This window comes from Streptomyces sp. NPDC046887, assembly GCF_040644755.1.
Lineage (GTDB): Bacteria > Actinomycetota > Actinomycetes > Streptomycetales > Streptomycetaceae > Streptomyces > Streptomyces lichenis.
Genome location: NZ_JBEYXH010000001.1, coordinates 301,542 through 319,490 on the forward strand (window position 1 = coordinate 301,542; position 17,949 = coordinate 319,490).

At 73.2% G+C, this 17,949-nt stretch carries 19 protein-coding genes and 1 pseudogene; 10 read left to right on the forward strand and 10 right to left on the reverse strand.

Translation table 11 applies throughout. The features are described from left to right. Nucleotides 1-741 (forward strand): response regulator transcription factor, encoded by a 741-nt coding sequence (locus ABZ945_RS01320; protein ID WP_361262007.1) that lies wholly within the window; start codon nt 1-3, stop codon nt 739-741. Here the strand turns inward: ABZ945_RS01320 and ABZ945_RS01325 are convergent. Both ABZ945_RS01325 and ABZ945_RS01330 read right to left on the reverse strand, forming a co-directional pair. Continuing rightward, on the reverse strand, nt 689-1,423 hold the full coding sequence (locus tag ABZ945_RS01325) for a response regulator transcription factor (RefSeq protein WP_361262010.1): 735 nt from the start codon (nt 1,421-1,423) through the stop codon (nt 689-691). The two genes, ABZ945_RS01320 and ABZ945_RS01325, sit on opposite strands and share 53 nt — an antisense overlap. Then, on the reverse strand, nt 1,420-2,625 hold the full coding sequence (locus tag ABZ945_RS01330) for a sensor histidine kinase (RefSeq protein WP_361262013.1): 1,206 nt from the start codon (nt 2,623-2,625) through the stop codon (nt 1,420-1,422). The genes ABZ945_RS01325 and ABZ945_RS01330 overlap by 4 nt, the downstream gene beginning before the upstream one ends. Nucleotides 2,626-2,754: 129 nt before the next feature. On the opposite strand from ABZ945_RS01330, the gene ABZ945_RS01335 reads away from it, so the two are divergent. From ABZ945_RS01335 to ABZ945_RS01375, 9 genes are all read left to right on the forward strand, one after another. Continuing rightward, complete coding sequence (locus tag ABZ945_RS01335) at nt 2,755-3,735, forward strand: ATP-binding cassette domain-containing protein (RefSeq protein ID WP_361262016.1); 981 nt, start codon at nt 2,755-2,757, stop codon at nt 3,733-3,735. Further along, nucleotides 3,732-4,505, forward strand: coding sequence for an ABC transporter permease subunit (locus ABZ945_RS01340; RefSeq protein WP_361262019.1), 774 nt, complete (start codon nt 3,732-3,734; stop codon nt 4,503-4,505). Before ABZ945_RS01335 ends, ABZ945_RS01340 begins: the two co-directional genes overlap by 4 nt. Before the next feature lie 166 nt (nt 4,506-4,671). Continuing rightward, nucleotides 4,672-4,800, forward strand: coding sequence for a lasso RiPP family leader peptide-containing protein (locus ABZ945_RS01345; protein ID WP_361262022.1), 129 nt, complete (start codon nt 4,672-4,674; stop codon nt 4,798-4,800). Between the two features lie 84 nt (nt 4,801-4,884). Then, nucleotides 4,885-6,720: an asparagine synthase-related protein gene (locus ABZ945_RS01350; protein ID WP_361262025.1), complete on the forward strand. Its 1,836-nt coding sequence runs from the start codon at nt 4,885-4,887 to the stop codon at nt 6,718-6,720. After that, a complete protein-coding gene (locus ABZ945_RS01355; RefSeq protein WP_361262028.1) occupies nt 6,717-6,977 on the forward strand; it encodes a lasso peptide biosynthesis PqqD family chaperone in 261 nt (86 codons plus the stop codon). Before ABZ945_RS01350 ends, ABZ945_RS01355 begins: the two co-directional genes overlap by 4 nt. Further along, complete coding sequence (locus ABZ945_RS01360; RefSeq protein WP_361262031.1) at nt 6,974-7,405, forward strand: lasso peptide biosynthesis B2 protein; 432 nt, start codon at nt 6,974-6,976, stop codon at nt 7,403-7,405. Before ABZ945_RS01355 ends, ABZ945_RS01360 begins: the two co-directional genes overlap by 4 nt. Then, nucleotides 7,402-8,379, forward strand: coding sequence for an ATP-binding cassette domain-containing protein (locus ABZ945_RS01365; protein ID WP_361262034.1), 978 nt, complete (start codon nt 7,402-7,404; stop codon nt 8,377-8,379). The genes ABZ945_RS01360 and ABZ945_RS01365 overlap by 4 nt, the downstream gene beginning before the upstream one ends. 7 nt (nt 8,380-8,386) lie before the next feature. Next, a complete protein-coding gene (locus tag ABZ945_RS01370; protein WP_361262037.1) occupies nt 8,387-9,268 on the forward strand; it encodes an ABC transporter permease in 882 nt (293 codons plus the stop codon). Nucleotides 9,269-9,331: 63 nt separating this feature from the next. After that, complete coding sequence (locus ABZ945_RS01375) at nt 9,332-10,120, forward strand: AfsR/SARP family transcriptional regulator (protein ID WP_361262040.1); 789 nt, start codon at nt 9,332-9,334, stop codon at nt 10,118-10,120. Here ABZ945_RS01375 and ABZ945_RS01380 read toward each other — a convergent pair. The 8 genes and pseudogenes from ABZ945_RS01380 to ABZ945_RS01415 form a co-directional block, all read right to left on the reverse strand. Then, nucleotides 10,050-11,456 carry a nucleotide pyrophosphatase/phosphodiesterase family protein gene (locus ABZ945_RS01380; protein ID WP_361262043.1) on the reverse strand — a complete coding sequence of 469 codons (1,407 nt, stop codon included), beginning with the start codon at nt 11,454-11,456 and terminating at the stop codon, nt 10,050-10,052. The genes ABZ945_RS01375 and ABZ945_RS01380 overlap by 71 nt on opposite strands. 16 nt (nt 11,457-11,472) lie before the next feature. Then, nucleotides 11,473-12,633: a metabolite traffic protein EboE gene (eboE, locus tag ABZ945_RS01385; protein WP_361262045.1), complete on the reverse strand. Its 1,161-nt coding sequence runs from the start codon at nt 12,631-12,633 to the stop codon at nt 11,473-11,475. Continuing rightward, nucleotides 12,630-13,502: a TatD family hydrolase gene (locus tag ABZ945_RS01390; RefSeq protein WP_361262048.1), complete on the reverse strand. Its 873-nt coding sequence runs from the start codon at nt 13,500-13,502 to the stop codon at nt 12,630-12,632. The genes eboE and ABZ945_RS01390 overlap by 4 nt, the downstream gene beginning before the upstream one ends. Then, complete coding sequence (locus tag ABZ945_RS01395; protein ID WP_361262882.1) at nt 13,472-14,092, reverse strand: EboA domain-containing protein; 621 nt, start codon at nt 14,090-14,092, stop codon at nt 13,472-13,474. Before ABZ945_RS01395 ends, ABZ945_RS01390 begins: the two co-directional genes overlap by 31 nt. Continuing rightward, nucleotides 14,074-15,040 (reverse strand): annotated as a pseudogene (locus tag ABZ945_RS01400) (sugar phosphate isomerase/epimerase family protein). Before ABZ945_RS01400 ends, ABZ945_RS01395 begins: the two are co-directional and overlap by 19 nt. Beyond that, nucleotides 15,037-15,891 (reverse strand): SCO3242 family prenyltransferase, encoded by an 855-nt coding sequence (locus ABZ945_RS01405; RefSeq protein WP_361262051.1) that lies wholly within the window; start codon nt 15,889-15,891, stop codon nt 15,037-15,039. Before ABZ945_RS01405 ends, ABZ945_RS01400 begins: the two are co-directional and overlap by 4 nt. After that, nucleotides 15,888-17,057 carry an inositol-3-phosphate synthase gene (locus tag ABZ945_RS01410; protein ID WP_361262054.1) on the reverse strand — a complete coding sequence of 390 codons (1,170 nt, stop codon included), beginning with the start codon at nt 17,055-17,057 and terminating at the stop codon, nt 15,888-15,890. The genes ABZ945_RS01405 and ABZ945_RS01410 overlap by 4 nt, the downstream gene beginning before the upstream one ends. A 41-nt stretch (nt 17,058-17,098) precedes the next feature. Beyond that, nucleotides 17,099-17,737 (reverse strand): hypothetical protein, encoded by a 639-nt coding sequence (locus ABZ945_RS01415; RefSeq protein ID WP_361262057.1) that lies wholly within the window; start codon nt 17,735-17,737, stop codon nt 17,099-17,101. Nucleotides 17,738-17,949: the final 212 nt, after the last annotated feature.

Sequence of the window (17,949 nt, forward strand, 5' to 3'; positions counted from 1 at the left end):
ATGGTGCGCTGTTCGACCCTGGACGACGCCGCGGCGCGCGGCATGGACGCGCGGGACGCCGCGGAAGGCGCGGACGGGCCGGATGACGAGGTGGGGTTACGCGTCATGCTCATCGGCGACCAACCGCTGTTCCGGGACGGGGTGCGCATGGCGTTGCAGGGCGCCGATGGCCTGCGGGTGATCGCCGAGGCGTCGAACCGGGACGAGGTGGTGGAGCTGCTGGCCCGGCAGCGGATCGGCGCCGATGTCATCCTGGTCGATCTGCAGATGGCCGACGCCTCGGGAGTCGACATCACGAAGAGGATCGGTGAGCGCTTCGCCGGAGGCCCCCGGGTCATCGCGATCGGTGCCGGCCCGGACGACGAGTCGGTCGTGGCGGTCCTGCGTGCCGGAGCCCGCGGCTATCTGCTCAAGAACGTCGCGGCGCGGGAGCTGGTGTGGGCGATCCGCATCGTCGCGGCCGGGGGAGCGGTGTTCAGTCCGCCCGTGGCGGAGCGGCTGGGCGCGTACTTCTCCGCCGTGCACGGCGTTCCGGCCCGTGCCGCCTTCCCCGAACTGACCAACCGGGAACGCGAGATCCTCGACCTCATCGCGCGGGGTCTGGACAACCAGCGCATCGCCAGCACCCTGGTGCTGTCGAACAAGACCGTGCGCAACCACATCACCAGCCTGTTCGCCAAGCTGCGGGTCACCGACCGGGTGGCGGCAGCCGTCCGGGCCCGCGACGCCGGTCTCGGCTGAGCGGCACTCCCTCCACCGCCACCAGGGCTGACTCGTAGGCAACGATGACGAGTTGGGCCCGATCCCGCGCGTCGAGCTTGGCGAGCAGCCTGCCCACATGGGACTTCACGGTGGCCATACTCACGCACATCCGCCGGGCGATCTCGGAGTTGGAGAGACCGCGGGCGATCAGCAGCAGCACCTCCCGCTCGCGTTCGGTCACGCCCTCCAGCTCGGCCGTGCGCACCCTCGCCGGCTCGGGCCGGGCGGCGAACTCGGCGATCAGGCGGCGGGTCACCGAGGGCGCCAGCAGGCTCTCACCGGCCGCCACCACCCGGATGGCCCGCAGCAGTTCGTCGGGTTGCGTGTCCTTCAGCAGGAAGCCGCTGGCACCGGCGCGCAACGCGTCGTACACGTACTCGTCGAGATCGAACATGGTCAGGATGAGGACCCGGGTACCGGCACCCTCCGGCGAGCTCCGGATGAGCCGGGTCGCCTCGATCCCGTCCGTCTGCGGCATCCGTACGTCCATCAGCAGGACGTCGGGCCGCCGGACCCGGGCGAGCTCCACCGCCTCCGCCCCGGTGCGCGCCTCACCGACCACCCGCAGGCCCGGCTCGCTGTCCACCAGGACCCGGAAGCTGCCTCGCAGCAGAGCCTGGTCGTCCGCCACCACCACGCGGATCTCGTCGTCCCGGCTCATGGCAGGACCCCGCCCTCCACGCGTGCGAAGGGGATGCGGGCCGTCACCCGGAAGCCCCCTTCCGGCAGGGTGCCGGAGGAGAACGTGCCGCCGTAGGCCTCCACGCGTTCCCGCATCCCCACCAGCCCCTGCCCGCCCGGCCGCGTCCGCGCGCCCGCACCCGGCCGTCCCCCGTCGGCGACCTCGACGCTCACCTCGTCCGCGGTCGCCTCGACCACCACCCGGCACCGGGTGGGGGCGGCGTGCTTCACGACATTGGTCAGCGCCTCCTGCACGATCCGGAAGACCGAGCGCCCCACCCCCTCGGGCAGCCGGTCCGCGTGGAGGACCCGCAGGTCCACCTCGACGCCCGCGCTACACGTCCGCTCGGCCAGCTCCGGCAGGGCGTCCACGCCCAACGCCGAGGCGCTCTCGGTGTCCGCCGGGGCCTGACCGGGGATTCCCGAGCGCAGCACCCCGAGCAGCACCCGCACCTCGCTCAGCGCGCCGCGGCTGATCGACTCGATGACCCGGAGCGCGTCGTACGCCTCCTGGGGCCTGGACCGGGCGACATGGTTGGCGACCGACGCCTTGACCACGATCAGGCCCACACTGTGCGAGACGATGTCGTGCACCTCGCGCGCGATGTGCAGCCGCTCCTCGGCCACCGCCCGTTGCGCCGACTGCTCGGCCAGGCCGGCCGCGTAGGCCCGCCGCTCGGCGACCGCCCGGCCGACCACCCATGCGGCGCCCATCGTCGCCCAGCCGAAGAGGATCAGGCCCGGGCCGTTCAGCCACCAGTAGGGCACCGAGGCGAGGGGACGGGCGAAGACACCGGCCAGGCCCAGCAGGCCCGCCGACGCGGTGAACACGCGCAGGCCGCCGCGGCTTTCGAGTGCGACCGTGTAGAGGGCACAGGCGCTGGCGACGAACGGATCCCGCATCGTGTCCAGCACGATGGACGCCGCGGTCATCACCAGCACCGTGCCGAGAACGGGCAGCGGCCACACCCTCCGTACCGCGACGGGCAGCGCGGTCGCGGCGATGACCAGGCACTCCGCCCACACCGGCAGCAGGGATCCGCGGGCCGTCGGCGGCTCCCCGGTGAGCCGCGCGATCACCAGCAGCGCCGTGTACGCGCCCGCCGCCGCGCAGTCCAGGGCGATCAGCGAGCCACGGCCGAGGCCGCGGGTGAACAGGGGCAGCGGGGAGCGGAGTTCCACTCTCCGACCGTACCGGGCACCCGCACCGTCCCGCCTCCACCCTGGGGAGCCCTACCCAGGTCTGACGACGACCGCCGCGCACGGCGTGCCTGCGCCCCTGGGCCATGCCGAAGCTCACCCGCCGGCGCGATGCCGCGAGGGGCGGCGTACGGAAGCGTGGTGGGGGTGATCCACGCGAGGGAACTGACAAAGCGCTATGGGCGCACCACGGTCGTCGACGATCTCTCCTTCGAGGTGCGCCCCGGTCAGGTGACGGGCTTCCTCGGTCCCAACGGAGCGGGGAAGTCCACCACCATGCGGATGATGCTGGGCCTGACCCGGCCCAGTGCCGGCGAAGTCCTGATCGACGGCCGCCCCTACGGGGCACTGAGGGAGCCGCTGCGCACGATCGGGGCACTACTGGACGCGAAGTCCTTCCACAGCGGGCGAACGGCCCGCGGCCACCTGCTCTACCTGGCCCGGAGCAACCGGATCCCCGGCTCGCGGGTGGCCGAGGTGCTCGGGCTCACCGGCCTGGAGAGCGTGGCCGACCGGCGCGCCGGCACCTTCTCGCTGGGTATGGGCGGGCGGCTCGGTATCGCGGCGGCCCTGCTGGGGGACCCCGGGATCGTGCTGCTCGACGAGCCGGTCAACGGCCTCGACCCGGAGGGCGTGCTGTGGATCCGCACCCTGATGCGGAACCTGGCGGCCGAGGGGCGGACGGTCTTCGTCTCCAGCCACCTCATGAGCGAGATGGCCCTCACCGCGGAGCACCTCGTCGTCATCGGCCGCGGACGGCTGCTCGCGGACACCTCGGTGACCGCCTTCATCGAGGCCAACTCGCGCAGCTTCGTCCGCATCAGGACGCCCGAGCCGGAACGTATGCGGGAAGCCCTGGCCACGGTCGGCGTCCGCGTGCTGACGGGCATGGACGGGGCGCTGGAAGCGGTCGGGGCACAGGCCGAGGTCATCGGCGAACTGATCTCCGCCCACGGGCTGACCGTGCACGAGGTCAGCACCCAGTCCGCCTCCCTGGAGGAGGCGTTCATGAAGTTCACCGCGGGCGCGGTCGACTACCGCGGCCACGACGGGTCCCCGGCCCGGCGACAGAGGACGGAGGAGGACGCATGAGCCTGACACACTCCGGGGCGGTGCTGCGTTCCGAGTGGACCAAGGCCCGCACCCTGCGGTCGACGCCCTGGCTCCTGCTGGCGACGTTCGTCATCACCGTCGGCGCCAATGTGGCGTTCGCCTTCGCCGTCGGCAACACCTTCGACCGGATGCCGATCGCGGAGCAGCGGAACTTCGACCCGGTCTACTCGGGCTTCATCGGGCTGGGCTTCGGGCAGATCGTCCTGCTCGCCTACGGCGTGCTGCTGGTCACCAGCGAGTACGCGTCGGGCACCATCCTCCCCTCGCTGGCAGCGGTGCCCCGGCGCGGCGCCTTCTATCTCGCCAAGTGGCTCTCGGGAACGCTGGCGGCCTTCGTGGTGTCGGTGGTCACGGTCTGCCTCAGCTTCTTCCTGGCCCAGTCGGCACTGGGCCCGCACGGCACCACGATCACCGAGCCCGGGGTGCTGCGCGCGGTGACCGGGGCCTGCCTCTACCTGACCCTGGTCTGCTCGCTCGCCATGGGGGTCGCGGCGATCCTGCGCGGCTCGGTGCCGTCGCTGGTCGTTCTGATCCCGCTGTTCTTCTTCGTGTCCCCCATGCTGAACAACGTCTCCGCGCTGCAGCCTGTGGCCCAGTTCCTGCCCGACCAGGCGGCCATGCGCATGGTCGAGGTGGTGCCCGACGAGGAGTCGGCCCTGGGACCCGGCACCGGGCTCCTGGTGATGCTGGCCTGGAACGCGGTGATCCTGCTGGGCGGCTATCTGGCGCTCCGGCGCCGCGACGCCTGACCCCGCCGCGGTCGGCGGGGCCGGAAACCCGGGGCCGGAATGGGCTCGCGGTCCCATGAACCCAGGCGCCTGGGAAACCTAGGGTGAAGCCGTCCAGGAGATCACGGGAAGCCCGCCTCCGCGGGGTTCTCCGTCTCCAATTCTTCACTGAGGATGGTGGCTTCACATGGAGCAGCAGGACATCTACGAGATCCCCACCCTGGTCGAGGTCGGCGAGTTCTCCGAGCTCACGCTGGGGACGCCGTGGGGTGGCAACACGGACCTGTTCAACGCCAGCACCCCGATCTGGGGCTGATCCCCCGGCCGCGGGGACCTTCGGGTCCCCGCGGCCTCCGCGTCCGCACGCCGGTCACGGCAGCCGCAACGGGGGGAAGGCGACATGGGCTTTGTGGTCCTGGAGGACAGCGAGGACGGCGCCGCGCTCGCCGGCCGGGTGCTCGGCGGTACGGGGTCCCGGGTCCTCGCGTACGAGTCGGGGCGTCCCTGGCTGGTCGGTGACTGGTCCGAGGACGAGATGACGTTCGTCGAGGCCGGTCCGCGCCGGATCGCGCTCATCGGGTACTCGCGCCTCGATCCCGCCCTCGCGCGGCGGTTACTGGCCCGCGCGTCCTCACCGCACGACCTTGACCGGCTCGTCCGCACGCTGCCCGGCGGCTTCCACTTCCTGGCCGTGGTCGACGGCCGGGTCCGCGCGCAGGGTTCGCTCTCCACGGTCCGGCAGATCTCCTACGCCAGGATCGGCGCCCAGGTCGTGGCGTGCGACAGCCCCCGCCCGCTGGCGGAACTCGCGGGCGCGAGCCTCGACCAGGACGCGCTGGCGCTGCGGATGCTGACACCCGCGGCCCCCTGGCCGCTGCGGAACCGCCCGGTGTGGTCCGGTGTCGAGCAACTGCCGTTCGGATCGTGGCTGGAGCTGGGCCCGGGGCGGAGCAGCCGGCCGATCCGCTGGTGGGATCCGCCGGCGGCCGACCAGCCGCTCGCCGAGGCCGCCCGTTCCGTGCGGGAGGCACTGAGCGAGTCCGTCGCCGTACGGGTACGGGCTACGGGCACGATCAGCGCCGATTTGTCCGGCGGAATGGACTCCACCAGTCTCTGCTTCCTCGCCGCCGCCGCGGGCGGGGACCTGCTCACCCACCACTGGCAGCCGCTGGACGGCGGCAACGACGACAGCCTCTGGGCCGAGCGGGCGGCACGGCACCTGCCGGACGCACGGCACCTCTCCACGTCCCGGGGTGCTCCCTGGTTCGCGGCCGCGACCGGCCCGGAGGAGTCCGCGCTCGGCCGGGCGGAGGCGCCGCCGACCTGGTTCCGCAACCACACGCGCATGGCCTCGCTGGCCCGGAGGGTGACGGCCGAGGGCTCGACGGCGCACCTCATCGGGGTGGGCGGTGACGAGCTGTTCAGCACGTTGCCGGCGCAGTTGCGGACGCTCTTCCACCACCACCCCCTGACCAGCCTCCCCCTGCTGCACCGCATCCGGGTGGGGAACCGCTGGCGTCTGCCGCCGATGGTGCGCGGGCTCACCGACCGGTCCACCTTCGCGCAGTGGCTCGCCTCGGCCGCCGACGCGATCGACGGTCTGCCGAGCCGGTCGTCCGAGATTCCGCTCGGCTGGAACGCGGGTATCCACCTGCCTCCCTGGGCGACGGGGGAGGCCGTCGGCACCGTGCGCCGCCTGCTGCGCGAAGCGGCCTCGGCCGACCCGCGCCCCCTCGATCCGGCACGGGACCGCCACCAGCTGCTGGAGGCGGTGGTCCTGACCGGCTGCGCCGTGCGGGAGCTGAACTCGACGCCGTCCGGGAGCGGAGTCAGCTGGGAGGCGCCGTTCCTCGACGATCGGGTGCTGGAGACCTCGCTCAGCCTCCGGATCGAGGACCGCGTCCTGCGCGGACGCTACAAGCCCCTGCTCGCCACAGCCATGAGCGGGGTGGTGCCCTCCGGCATCCTGGAGCGCCGCAGCAAGGGCGAGTTCAGCGCGGAGGTCTACGACGGGCTGCGGCAGAACCGCTCCGCCCTGCTCGCACTCTGCGAGGACTCCCGGCTCGACGGGCGCGGCCTGGTCGACTCCGCGGCGCTGCGCGCCCGGTTGCTCGCCCCGGGCCCGCTGGCACGGCAACTCGGCGTCTTCGAGCCGACGCTCGCCGTGGAGGCGTGGCTCCGCGCCCTGGACACCCACCACGACCGGCACCCACTTTCCGCAGGAGAACCGCAGTGACCCTGAACCTGCCACCCGATGTGACCACCGCCGACACCGAGGACGGGCTGGTCCTGCTCGACCAGCGCAACGGCCGCTACTGGCAGCTGAACCGGACCGGCGCGGCCACGCTGCGGCTGCTCCTGGGCGGCTCGACACCCGAGCAGGCCGCGGCCCGTCTCGCCGCGAGCGCTCCGGTGGCCGTGGACGCCGCCCTCGCCGACGTCCGGACCCTGATCGGGGCGCTGACATCGGCGCATCTGGTGGTGGCCTCATGAGCATGTCGGTGGCGGCCGGGGAGCCGGCCGCGCTGAGCTGGCACCGGCACCTCACCGCGCGCGCCGCGGTGGGCGCCGCGCGGCTGCTGGTCACGCTGCCGCCGCGCAGGCTGCGCCGGTTCCTGGAGGTGACCGGGGCCGGCACCCGCCCCGCCACGGAGGATCAGGCCCTGGCGGCACGCAGGGCCGTGGTCGCGGTCAGCTCGCGCTGCGCCGGGCAGGGCTGCCTGCAGCGCTCGGTGGCGACGGTGCTGCTGTGCCAGCTGCGAGGGGTACGGCCCGACTGGAGCACGGGGGTGCGCACCCAGCCGTTCGTCGCCCACGCCTGGGTGGAGGTGGACGGCAAGCCGGTGGGCGAGAGCGACGACATCCGGCTGTACCACCCGCTGATGAGCGTGCGGCGTCCCCCGCGCGGGCCCCGCCGATGACCCCCTCCGGCGCGGGGGCCGCCATCGAGGCCGAGGGGCTGCGCAAGGCGTACGGCCAGGTCGAGGCCGTGGCGGGACTCGACCTGGCCGTGTCGGCCGGGGAGATCTTCGGCTTCCTGGGCCCCAACGGGGCCGGGAAGAGCACCACCATCAACATGCTGTGCACCCTGCTGCGGCCGACGTCGGGCCGGGCCGCGGTGGCCGGGCACGACATCGTCCGGGACGCCGACGAGGTGCGGCGCGGCATCGGCCTGGTCTTCCAGGAGACCACCCTCGACCGGGAGCTGACCGTCACGGAGAACCTGCGGTTCCAGGCGGACCTCTTCGACGTGCCGCGCCGCCGCGCGGAGGACAGGATCGGCCATCTGCTGGAGCTGATGGATCTGGCGGACCGCCGGGACGCCGCGGTCCGCACGCTGTCCGGGGGCATGCAGCGGCGGCTGGAGATCGCCCGCGGGCTGCTGCACTCCCCGCGGGTGCTGTTCCTCGACGAGCCGACCACCGGTCTCGATCCGCAGACCCGCGGGGTGATCTGGGAGTACCTGCGCCGGCTGCCCCGTGAGCACGGCGTCACCATCTTCCTGACCACCCACCACCTCGCCGAGGCCGAGCACTGCGGGCGGGTGGCGATCATGGACGGCGGAAAGCTGCTGGTGGAGGAGAGCCCCGCCCTCCTCAAGGCGGTCATCGCCTCCGACCTGGTCGAGATCCGCACCGGCGACGACCGGGCGGCGGCGCGGGCGCTCCGCACCCGGTTCGGCATCGAGGCGGCCGCGAGCGCGGAGGGTCTGCGGTTCAGGGTGGCGGAGGGCGCCGCGTTCATCCCGCGGCTGTGCTCCGAACTGACCGTGCCGATCCACTCGGTGACGGCCACCCCGCCGACCCTGGACGATGTCTTCCTGCACTACACCGGGCGCACCATCCGGGACACCGGCGGCCCCGACGCGACTTCGACGGCCGGCCCCAGGAGGTAGTCAGCCCATGTCCACCACCGATGCGTCGCGCGAGACGGAGTCCCGGAACACGGCGGCGGCGCCGAGCCCGCCGCGGCGTTCCGGAGTGCGCAGGGACCTGCACACCGTGCGGGTGCTGTGGCGCCGGGAGATGATCCGGTTCGTCCGCAACCGGCTCCGGATCGCCACCAGCCTCGTCATGCCGCTGCTGTTCCTGCTGATCCTCGGCTCGGGGCTGAACTCCGTGCTGGACCCACCCGGTACGGGAACGGGCGCCGGCGACTTCCGCCGGTACCTCTTCCCGGGGGTGCTGCTGATGGTGGTACAGGGGCCCGCGTTGACCACCGGCGCGCTGATCGTGTGGGACCGGCAGGCGGGCTTCCTGCGCCAGATGCTGGTCGCCCCCGTACGGCGCGAGGCGCTGCTGGGCGGGATATGCCTGGGCGGGGCGACGACGGGCGCCGCCTACGCCCTGCCGATGCTGCTGATGGCGGGCGTGGTGGGCGTGCCGTACGGTCTCCACCTGCTGCTCGCACTGGGTGTCCTGGGGCTGGTGGCCCTGTCGTTCACCGTGGTGGGCGTCCTGGGAGCCGTCTGCATCAGACGGCCGGAGACGTTCGACATCGTGATGGGCCTGTGCGCGATGCCGCTGCTGTTCCTGTCGGGCGCGCTGTTCCCCGTCCACCAGCTGCCCGGGTGGCTGAACGCCGCGGTCCTGGTCAACCCCCTCACCTACGGCGTGGACGCCCTGCGGCGGACCCTGCCCGGCGGCACCGGGCTGGCCGGTGCGGACGCGGGGCCCCAGTGGTGGGGGTGGACGCCGCCGGTGGCCCTGGAACTGTCGCTCATCGCGCTGCTCGCGCTGGGGGGACTGGCCGTGGCCGCGCGCCGTTTCGCGCGTACCGACTGACCCGGCGGTACCCGCTCGCGTACGACCGGCGGGACCGCTTCACCGAGAAATCTGGGGGAGAGCATGCGATTCCGCGTCCTCGGCCCGGTGCGCCTGTGTGGCGCCGAAGGCCGGGAAACCGCACTGGAGGGGACCAAACCACGGGCGCTGCTGGCCGCGCTGGTGCTGGCCCGCGGCACCGTCGTGCCGGACAGCCGGCTCATCGCGCTGCTGTGGGGCGACGACGCACCGGCGACCGTCGCCGCCCAGTTGTACACCTATGTGTCCCGGCTGCGCAGGGTGCTCGGCCCCGGGGCCGAGCTGGTGCGCCGGCGCCCCGGCTATCTGCTGCGCACCGGGGAGAGCCCCGTCGACCTGTACGAGTTCGAACGGCTGGGCCGGCTCGGCCAGGACGACCTCCGGGCTGGGCGGTACGCACCGGCGGCCGAGCGGCTGCGCTCCGCCCTCGCCCTGTGGAGCGGGTCGGCGCTCGCCGACACCACCAGGTTCCTGCGCGAGGCGGCCGAGCCCGGGCTGCACGAGGCGCGGATGGCTGCCCTGGAGTGCCGCGTCGAAGCGGACCTGGCACGGGGCGAGCATCTGGGTGTGGTGGCCGAACTGACCGATCTGGTGGCCCACTACCCGCTGCGGGAGCGCTTCCGCGCCCAGCTGATGACTGCCCTCTACCGCAGTGAGCGGCAGGGCGACGCGCTGGCCGTCTTCCACAGCGGCCGCCGGCTCCTCGACGAGGAGCTGGGAGTCCCACCCGGCCGTGCGCTCACCCTCACGCACCAGGCGGTGCTCAGCGGCGAGCTCGCGTTCCCGGGCGCGCCACCGCCCGCACTCCGGCCAGTTCCAGCAGCAGGTCCTTGACCTCGGTCGCCGCGATGGCCCGGCGCGCCGGGGCCGGATCGTCACACAGCAGCACCGGCCCGTCCCGGGGGTCGTCGGGCAGCCTCCCGTGGCTGCCCCGGACCCGGGACGGGTCGAGCGGGACCACCCTCAGGGCGTAGCGCAGTCCGGCCTTCTTCCGTGCCAGGGCGGCCGCCGCGCGGAGCTTGACCAGCCGGTCCGTGTGGTCGAAGAGGAGTTCCGCCGGGTCGTAGCCGGGCTTGCGGTGGATCTCGACCAGGCGCGCGAAGTCCGGGGCCCGTGCGTCGTCGAGCCAGTAGTAGTACGTGAACCACGCGTCGGCCTCGGCGACGGCGACCAGCTCCCCCGAGCGTTCGTGGTCGAGGCCGTGCGCCCGCTTCCCGTCGCCGTCCAGCACGGTGGCGACGCCGTCCAGCTCCCGCAGCAGCGCCCGCACCCGGGGGAGGTCGGCGGGATCGCGTACGTACACGTGCGCCAGCTGGTGGTCGGCGACCGCGAAGGCCCGGGAGGTCCACGGGTCCAGGTACTCCATACCGGCCTGTGTGTGGACGTGCAGGAGCCCTGCCCGGCGCAGCGCCCGGTTGACGTCCACCGGTCGGCTGACCTCGGTGATGCCGTACTCGCTCAGCACCACCACGGTGGTTCCGGCCGCCCTGGCGTCGGCCAGCAGCGGTCCGATGACGTGGTCCAGTTCACGGGCGGCACGGATGGCCTGCGGCCCGTTCGGGCCATGGCGCTGCAGGTCGTAGTCGAGGTGCGGCAGATAGACGAGACCGAGGTCGGGCCGGTACCGGCGGGCGATGTAACGGGCGGCTCCGGCGATCCACCGCGACGAGGTGAGCGAGGCGCCCGGCCCCCAGAAGGAGAACAGCGGGAAGCCACCGCCCCTGCTGGTGAGTTCGTCGTGCAGAGCGGGCGGGTGGGTGTAGCAGTCCGGTTCCTTGCGGCCGTCCGCGTAGTAGATCGGGCGAGGCGTCACCGTCCAGTCGACGTCCGCCCCCATCGCGTACCACCAGCAGATGTTCGCGACGGTGTAACCCGGGCTGGCCCTGCGGGCGGTGTCCCAGATCTTCTCGCCGCCGACCAGCCGGTTGTGCTGGCGCCACAGCAGGACCTCGCCCAGCTCGCGGAAGTACCAGCCGTTGCCGACAGCCCCGTGGACCGCGGGCGGTTCGCCGGTGAGGAAGGTGGACTGCACGGTGGCGGTCACGGCGGGCAGGACGGGGTCCAGCGTGGCGGCGAAGCCCCGGTCCTTCACCGCCGTCAGGTTCGGCATATGGGGGAGCAGCCGGGGGGTGAGCCCGACGACGTCCAGGACGAGCAGCGGGTGGGGCATGGAAGGGCGCTCCTGTTCAGATCGGCCGCAGTCCGAGCGCGGTCATCTCACGGCGGGTCCAGTCCAGTTCGGCGGCGAGGCCTTCGACGAGCCCGCTGTCCCCCTCGCGCGCGCCGGGCAGCACGGACCAGGTGTACGTCTCGACCTCGACGTGGTCGGTGACGGCGGTCGGGCCCCCGAGCAGAGCACGCAGTGCGTCGAGCAGCACGGGCCGGGTGGTCCCCAGCGGGGGCTGGGGCTGCTGGTGCACAGGTATGTGGAAGTGGACCCGCCAGGGGTCCCGGCCCGGGAGCTCTCCGGCCAGGGCCTGCGGCAGGTCGTCGACCGCCGCCGGCCGGCCGCCCGCTCCCCGCTCCCTGGTCTGGTGGAGGAATCGCTGCTCGGCGAAACGGCCCAGCGCGGCACGGGTGGCCGGGTCCGACGGGTCGGCCGCCTCCAGGGCGCAGGACGCCTGCGTCTTGACGACGTCCAGGCCGGCTCCGGACAGCCGCCGAAGCGCCTCGGTCGGCTGTTCGAAGCCCACCGCGAGATGGCAGGTGTCGAGGCAGATCCCGATCCGCTCCCGGTCGAGCCCCGCCAGCGACTCCGTCGCCTGGAGGGTCGACTCGATCAGGCAGCCCGGTTCGGGTTCCAGGCCGACCCTGACGGTGCGCCCGGTGCGCCGGGCGAGGTCTCCCAGACCGACGGCGAGCGACTCCAGGTACCGCCGGGCGATGTGGGGCGTCTGAGCCGAAGCGGGTTCCCGCCAGGCCATCGGCAGCGTGGAGATGCTTCCGCGCAGCGCGTCGCCGGGGAGCAGCGCGGCCAGGACCCTGGCGCAGTCGAGGGTGTAGGCGAGCCGCCGCGGGTCGGTCCAGTCGGGCCGGTAGACGTCCTTCTTGACGGACGGCGCGTGGAACCCGGCATAGGGGAAGGCGTTGAGGCTGACCACCTCAAGGCCCCGCAGGCCGAGCTCGCGGCGCAGTGTGCCGAGCGCCCGGGGGTCGGCGAGCAGTCGTGTGACGACGGGGCGGGCGAGCCACAGCCCCAGTCCCAGCCGGTCGGTGCCGAGCCGTTCGCGTACCGGTTCCGCGTAGCGGGTCAGTTGGGACAGGACCCCGTCGAAGTCCTCGGCGGCGTGGACGTTGGTGCAGTAGGAGAGGTGGACCACCGAACCGTCGGGATGAGTGAACCTCACAGGGCCGGCGCCTCGCCTCGGCGGATGGAGTTGCCGGCGAAGTCCGCGCCGGCGCCGGGCGCCGGGCACCGCGGGGGCTCCGGCCGGAGCCGTCCGCTCTGCCCGTAGAACGCGACCGGATTCTGCCAGAACACGGTGTCGACGGCGTCCGCGCCGAAGCCGGCCGCGCGCATCGCGTCAGCGGTCCTCCGGGTGCTCAGCGGGTCACTGCGCCCCCAGTCGGCCGCGGAGTTGACGAGCATCCGGGTGGTTCCGTACTCACCCAGCAGCCGGACCATCCGGTCCTCGCTCATCTTCGTTCCCGGGTAGATCGAGAAGCCCATCCAGCAGCCGGTGTCCGCGACCAACGGCACCGTGACCTCGTTGAGGTGGTCCACCAGGACCAGGGCGGGGTCGATGCCGGACTCCCTGATCACGTCGAGGGTCCTGCGGGTGCCCGCCGCCTTGTCCCGGTGCGGCGTGTGCACGAGGACCGGCAGGTCGTACGCGTCGGCGTAACCCAGCTGCCGGACGAGCGCCTCGTCCTCCTCCGGAGTGATCGAGTCGTAGCCGATCTCCCCGACGGCGACCACGCCGTCCTTGAGCAGGTACCGGGGCAGGAGGTCGAGCACACCCGTCAGGCGGGGGTCGTTGGCTTCCTTGGGGTTGAGCGCGATGGTGCAGTGGTGCCGGATGCCGAACTGCGAGGCGCGGTGCGGTTCCCAGCCCAGCAGGCTGTCGAAGTAGTCCACGAAGCTGGCGACGGAGGTGCGCGGCTGGCCCAGCCAGAAGGCCGGCTCGACCAGGGCCCGTACGCCCGCCGCCGCCATCGCCTGGTAGTCGTCGGTGGTCCGCGAAGTCATATGGACATGGGGGTCGAAGATGCGCATGGCGGTCGTCCCTGGGAGGTGTCGGCGGTACGGAGCAGGTCACCCGGAAGCCCGGCTGTGGCCGCGGCTTCGGGATGGGAGCGCAGCAGCGGCCGGATGTCGTCCGGGATGTCACGGCCCGCCGCCAGCCGCTCCCGGGCGAAGTCGGCGAGCATTCTCACGAGCTCGGGGTCGGTCCGTTCGCCGAGGCCTTCGACGCGGGCCGTCGGGATGCCGCTGAAGACGCACGTGAGCACGGCCTGCCGGTAGCCCGCGTCGTCGAGGCGGTCGGCCGCGTACCGGCCCAGCGCCGCCGTGATGAGGGCCGGGTCGTGGGTACGCAGTGCCCCGCGCACCAGCGGGAGGGCGAGATCGCCGACGCGCCCACCCCGATCGAGCAGCGGCAGGGCCCGCAGGACGGCTCGGCGTTCGGCGGTGTCCCCTTCCTGGTAGAGGCGGGAGAGCACCTCGTACAGCGGGGGTCCGCTCAGCGGCAGCGCGTCGATCAGCAGCGCCCTGACCGCGTCGTCGACCGTCCACTCGAACGGCGTCGGGTCCGTACCGGGCAGCGGACCGCGGCCGCAGCACCGGCTCACCGTGGGAAAGAGCATCGCCACCGTGCCGGGGTCCGCACGGACGTCGTCGCGGGCGTCGGCCAGCCACTGGGCCGCGAGGGCGGGCAACCGGGCGGCGAGGCCGGAGGCCGGCGGCGCCGCGGCCCGCAGGAAGTCCAGCGAGCGGCGGGCGCTGTAGGGGGCGGAGTGGCTGTGGCGCGGCAACTCGACGGAGACGAGCCCCTGGTACCCGACGTCATGCAGTTCGGACAGGACGGGAGGGAACGCGATCTCGCCCTCGCCGAACTCCAGGTGCTCATGGACGCCCCGCCGCATGTCCTCGATCTGGACGTGCACCAGCCGCGTGGCCGCCCGCCGTACACACGCCGGCACCGACTGCGGCTCCAGGCAACGGCAGTGCCCGATATCGAGAGTGAGGCCCAGCCCCTCAGGTGCGCCGAGCCCGGCGTGCAGCTTGTCGAAACGGTCCAGGGTGTCGATGAACATGCCCGGTTCCGGTTCGAAGCCCAGGGTGATCCCGTGGCGCCCGGCCTCCGCCAGGACGCGGTCGCATCCGTCCCTGAGCCGGTCCCACAGCACCGCGTCCGGTTCCCCTTCCGGCGCGGTACCGCTCCAGAGCGACACCACCGGCGCACCGAGTTCGGCGGCGATCCGCACGGCGCGGGACAGCAGGTCGACCCGGCGCTCCGCCCCCTCGGCCGACAGCAGCGTCGGATGGTGCTTGTGCCAGGGGTCGAGCAGGTACCGGCCGCCGGTCTCGATGACGACCTCCAGGCCCAGCCGGTCCAGCCGTCGCGCGAGCCGGGGGAGACGACGGGCCAGGTCGCCCGCGTACGGATCCAGATGGCGCCGGTCGAGCGTCAGCCCCACACCCTCGTATCCCAGGTCGGCGACCACCGCGAGTGCCTCGTCCAGCGAGTGGTCGCCGAAGCCGTTCGTGCCGTAGCCGAAGCGCGGTCCCGCCCCGGGGCCCGGGCCCGTCATGTCACCGCCGCCTTCCGGGCCAGCAGCCTGGCCAGGGGGTACCCGGCGGCCACGGTCAGCGCCGCCCTCCGCGATCCGGACCTGGCGATCAGGGCGCCCTGCAGGGGCAGCAGCGCGTGGATGCCCGCGCCGACGGCCCGCCGTACCGCGGCCGCCGTGGGGGAGCGGACCGCGTCGAGCTGCGCCGGCGCACAGCAGCAGACATAGGCCAGGGCGAGCAGTTCCGCGTCGGCGAGCCCGCTCCGGCGTCCGGCCAGTGCCGTCCCGGCGCCGATCGCGCCGCCCGCGGCGAGCGCGGCGGCCGGTGCCGATCGCGGGCCGCCTCCCACCTCATGACGGCTGAGCCGCGTCACCGCGTGGGTGTGCGCTCCGACGACCGCCGCGGCGGGCAGCGCCTGGAGCGCCCCGCCCCGCACGGCGCCGCGGAGCACGTTCAGCATCCGGGTGGCGGCCATGCCCGCGGGACCCCAGGCGGTGTCCTTCAGCATCAGGTCGTACGCCCAGATCGCACCGGTCAGCGGCAGTGCCGTCAGCAGGCCGCGCCGGCCCTCCGCCACCGCGGCGAGGCAGAGCCCCGCACAGGTGAGCCCGCAGGCGACGGTGAGCGCCGCCCGGGGGCTGATCTGCCCCGACGGGATGGGACGCTCGGGTCTCTCCCCGGCGTCGAGGTCCCGGTCCGCCCAGTCGTTGAGCGCCATGCCCGCCCAGTACAGGCACACCGAGGACGCGGCGGTGACCAGCGTCGCCGGGCACGCCGGCCGGCCCGAGGCGGCGGCCCCGGCCAGCACGTCTCCTGGCACCGTGAGCGCGGCCGGGGCCCTCACCAGGCGGACCACGGCACTCGGCCTCATCGGACGGTTCCCAGGCCTTGCGCCCAGTCCACCAGCGCGCCGAACTGCCGCTCCAGGGCGTGCTCTTCCGTGCCCAGCGGGTCCTTGAAGAAGAACGCCAACTCCGCCACGGGCCCGTGCACACCCTCGGCATGGGCCAGGGCCGTGAACCTGGCGAGGTCCAGTACCAGCGGAGCCGCCAGTGCGGAGTCGCAGCCCTGCCAGGTGAACTGCATGGTCATCCGGGTACCGAGGAAGCCGTCGAAGGTGATGTGGTCCCAGGCGGTCTTCCACTCGCCCAGCTGCGGCACATGGTGGATGTGCACCCCGCCGTCGACCGGGTGGCCGAGGGCCGCCCGAAGCACCCGCGCCTTGCTGCCGGACTTGCTGGCGGCGCGTTCCGGATCCGCCAGCGCGGCCCCGTCCCCACCACCGAGGAGATTGGTTCCCGACCAGCTGCTCACCCGCAGCGCCCGATGGGCGAACATCGGCGCCAGGGCCGACTTGACCAGTGTCTCGCCGGTCTTGCCGTCGTTTCCCGCGTACGGCAGTCGCCGCTCGACGGCCAGTTCCGCCAGGGCCGGCACCCGGACGCCCACCGAGGGCGTGAAATCCACGTAGGGGCAGCCCGCGAGCAGAGCGGCGCACGCGTACAGCGAACTGCTGGGCAGCACCTCCTCGCCGGGTGGTGTCTCGCGCCGCAACTGCCCGCGCAGCTCCCGCCACGACTCCCACGCCCGGTGCGCGCGCGGCCGGGCCTCGGTGGTCGCGACGTTGACCACGACGACGCGGTCCAGGCGGTTGCGGGCACGGAAGTCCACCAGATCCGCCGCCAGCGCGTCGACGGCGTCACCCGGCACCCGGTGGTCGGCGGCGTCCGCGCCGGGTCGGATCTCCGCGTCGGCCGCGAGCAGCTCCTCCCGCAGCAACTCGGGCAGTCCACCCGGGATGACGCCCGCCCGCGCGAGCTGGTCGGCCCGCTTCGGCAGGTCGGTCCCCGCCACGTCGTGCCCGCCGAACACCAGCGCGTCGAAGCGCGGGAGCGGCAGCCCGTCGAAGGCCGGCAGAGCGGACACACAGCCCGTCGGGGGAAGCAGCCCGGCGCGCAGCGCCGCCGCCCCCACCACCGTGGTGGTCGCCACCGAACCACGCGCCCCGACCAGCCACACTCCGGTTCGCGGAGTCACGCTCCCCACCCCCCGCTCCCGCTGTCTCCCGGACGATCCGGTCACCGGCACTGCCCGGGGTAGGGGAACGACTGGAAGTCCCCGTCGAGTCGGCGCGCGTCGCGCGGGAGCCAGGTGGCCGCCAGCCGCGCCACGGTGGCCTTCGGCAGCGGGGGATTGACCGCCCGCAGGGCCGGCTTCGCCACCGACTGGACGGCCCAGGCCAGGGCGTTGTACCGGGCGATGGACTCCCAGCGCCCCACGTCGACGCCCAGCAGCAGCATGGCGCGGATGTAGGCGTGCCAGACGTGGTAACCCCTCGGCGGGTTGCCGTCCATCGTGTGCACCTCGGACTCGACGTCCGCCCTGCGCGGATCGAACAGCACACCCTGGCCGAAGTCGACGAACGCCGAGGCGAGGCCCGCGCCCCGCCGTCGGTAGTACGCGTCGAAGACGTCGAGCTGCGCCCGGGACACCACCGCGAACGCCTCCTTCGCCGGAGCGACGAACCGGGCGAAGTTCGCCGGGTACTCCGGGGACGGGCTGAGCGCCTGCCACTTCGCCAGGACACTGCGCTCGATGTCGCCTTCGAAGAGTTTGCCGATGGCGATGTACGCATCGGTGAGTTCCCGGTCCGACTTGTACTTGGTCACCTCGTCGAACTGGTACCACATCTCGTTGGCGCGTCGGTCGCCATGCATTCCCGGAACGTCCGGAAACCTCGTGGCCGTGCTACGGTCCGCGGCCGCGGCAGGGGTCGCGAACGCCATTCCGGAGGCCGAAATGCCGACGCCGGCAGCAATTCCCAAGGACGAGCGGAGCGCGTCCCTTCTGCTGATCTCCGGTGCGATTTCGCGTGGCGGCATGGAGCGACTCCCTCTTCGGCCGGCGAATGAGCTGCACAAGAGAACGT

Coding starts and splice junctions, on each gene's coding strand:
- ABZ945_RS01320 (WP_361262007.1), top strand. CDS start 1: ATGGTGCGCTGTTCGACCCTGGACGACGCCGCGGCGCGCGGCATGGAC.
- ABZ945_RS01345 (WP_361262022.1), top strand. CDS start 4,672: ATGGAGCAGCAGGACATCTACGAGATCCCCACCCTGGTCGAGGTCGGC.
- ABZ945_RS01375 (WP_361262040.1), top strand. CDS start 9,332: ATGCGATTCCGCGTCCTCGGCCCGGTGCGCCTGTGTGGCGCCGAAGGC.
- ABZ945_RS01335 (WP_361262016.1), top strand. CDS start 2,755: ATGCCGCGAGGGGCGGCGTACGGAAGCGTGGTGGGGGTGATCCACGCG.
- ABZ945_RS01340 (WP_361262019.1), top strand. CDS start 3,732: ATGAGCCTGACACACTCCGGGGCGGTGCTGCGTTCCGAGTGGACCAAG.
- ABZ945_RS01380 (WP_361262043.1), bottom strand. CDS start 11,456: ATGCCCCACCCGCTGCTCGTCCTGGACGTCGTCGGGCTCACCCCCCGG.
- ABZ945_RS01415 (WP_361262057.1), bottom strand. CDS start 17,737: ATGCATGGCGACCGACGCGCCAACGAGATGTGGTACCAGTTCGACGAG.
- ABZ945_RS01370 (WP_361262037.1), top strand. CDS start 8,387: ATGTCCACCACCGATGCGTCGCGCGAGACGGAGTCCCGGAACACGGCG.
- ABZ945_RS01360 (WP_361262031.1), top strand. CDS start 6,974: ATGAGCATGTCGGTGGCGGCCGGGGAGCCGGCCGCGCTGAGCTGGCAC.
- ABZ945_RS01350 (WP_361262025.1), top strand. CDS start 4,885: ATGGGCTTTGTGGTCCTGGAGGACAGCGAGGACGGCGCCGCGCTCGCC.
- ABZ945_RS01325 (WP_361262010.1), bottom strand. CDS start 1,423: ATGAGCCGGGACGACGAGATCCGCGTGGTGGTGGCGGACGACCAGGCT.
- ABZ945_RS01365 (WP_361262034.1), top strand. CDS start 7,402: ATGACCCCCTCCGGCGCGGGGGCCGCCATCGAGGCCGAGGGGCTGCGC.
- ABZ945_RS01395 (WP_361262882.1), bottom strand. CDS start 14,092: ATGCTCTTTCCCACGGTGAGCCGGTGCTGCGGCCGCGGTCCGCTGCCC.
- ABZ945_RS01405 (WP_361262051.1), bottom strand. CDS start 15,891: ATGAGGCCGAGTGCCGTGGTCCGCCTGGTGAGGGCCCCGGCCGCGCTC.
- ABZ945_RS01390 (WP_361262048.1), bottom strand. CDS start 13,502: ATGCGCATCTTCGACCCCCATGTCCATATGACTTCGCGGACCACCGAC.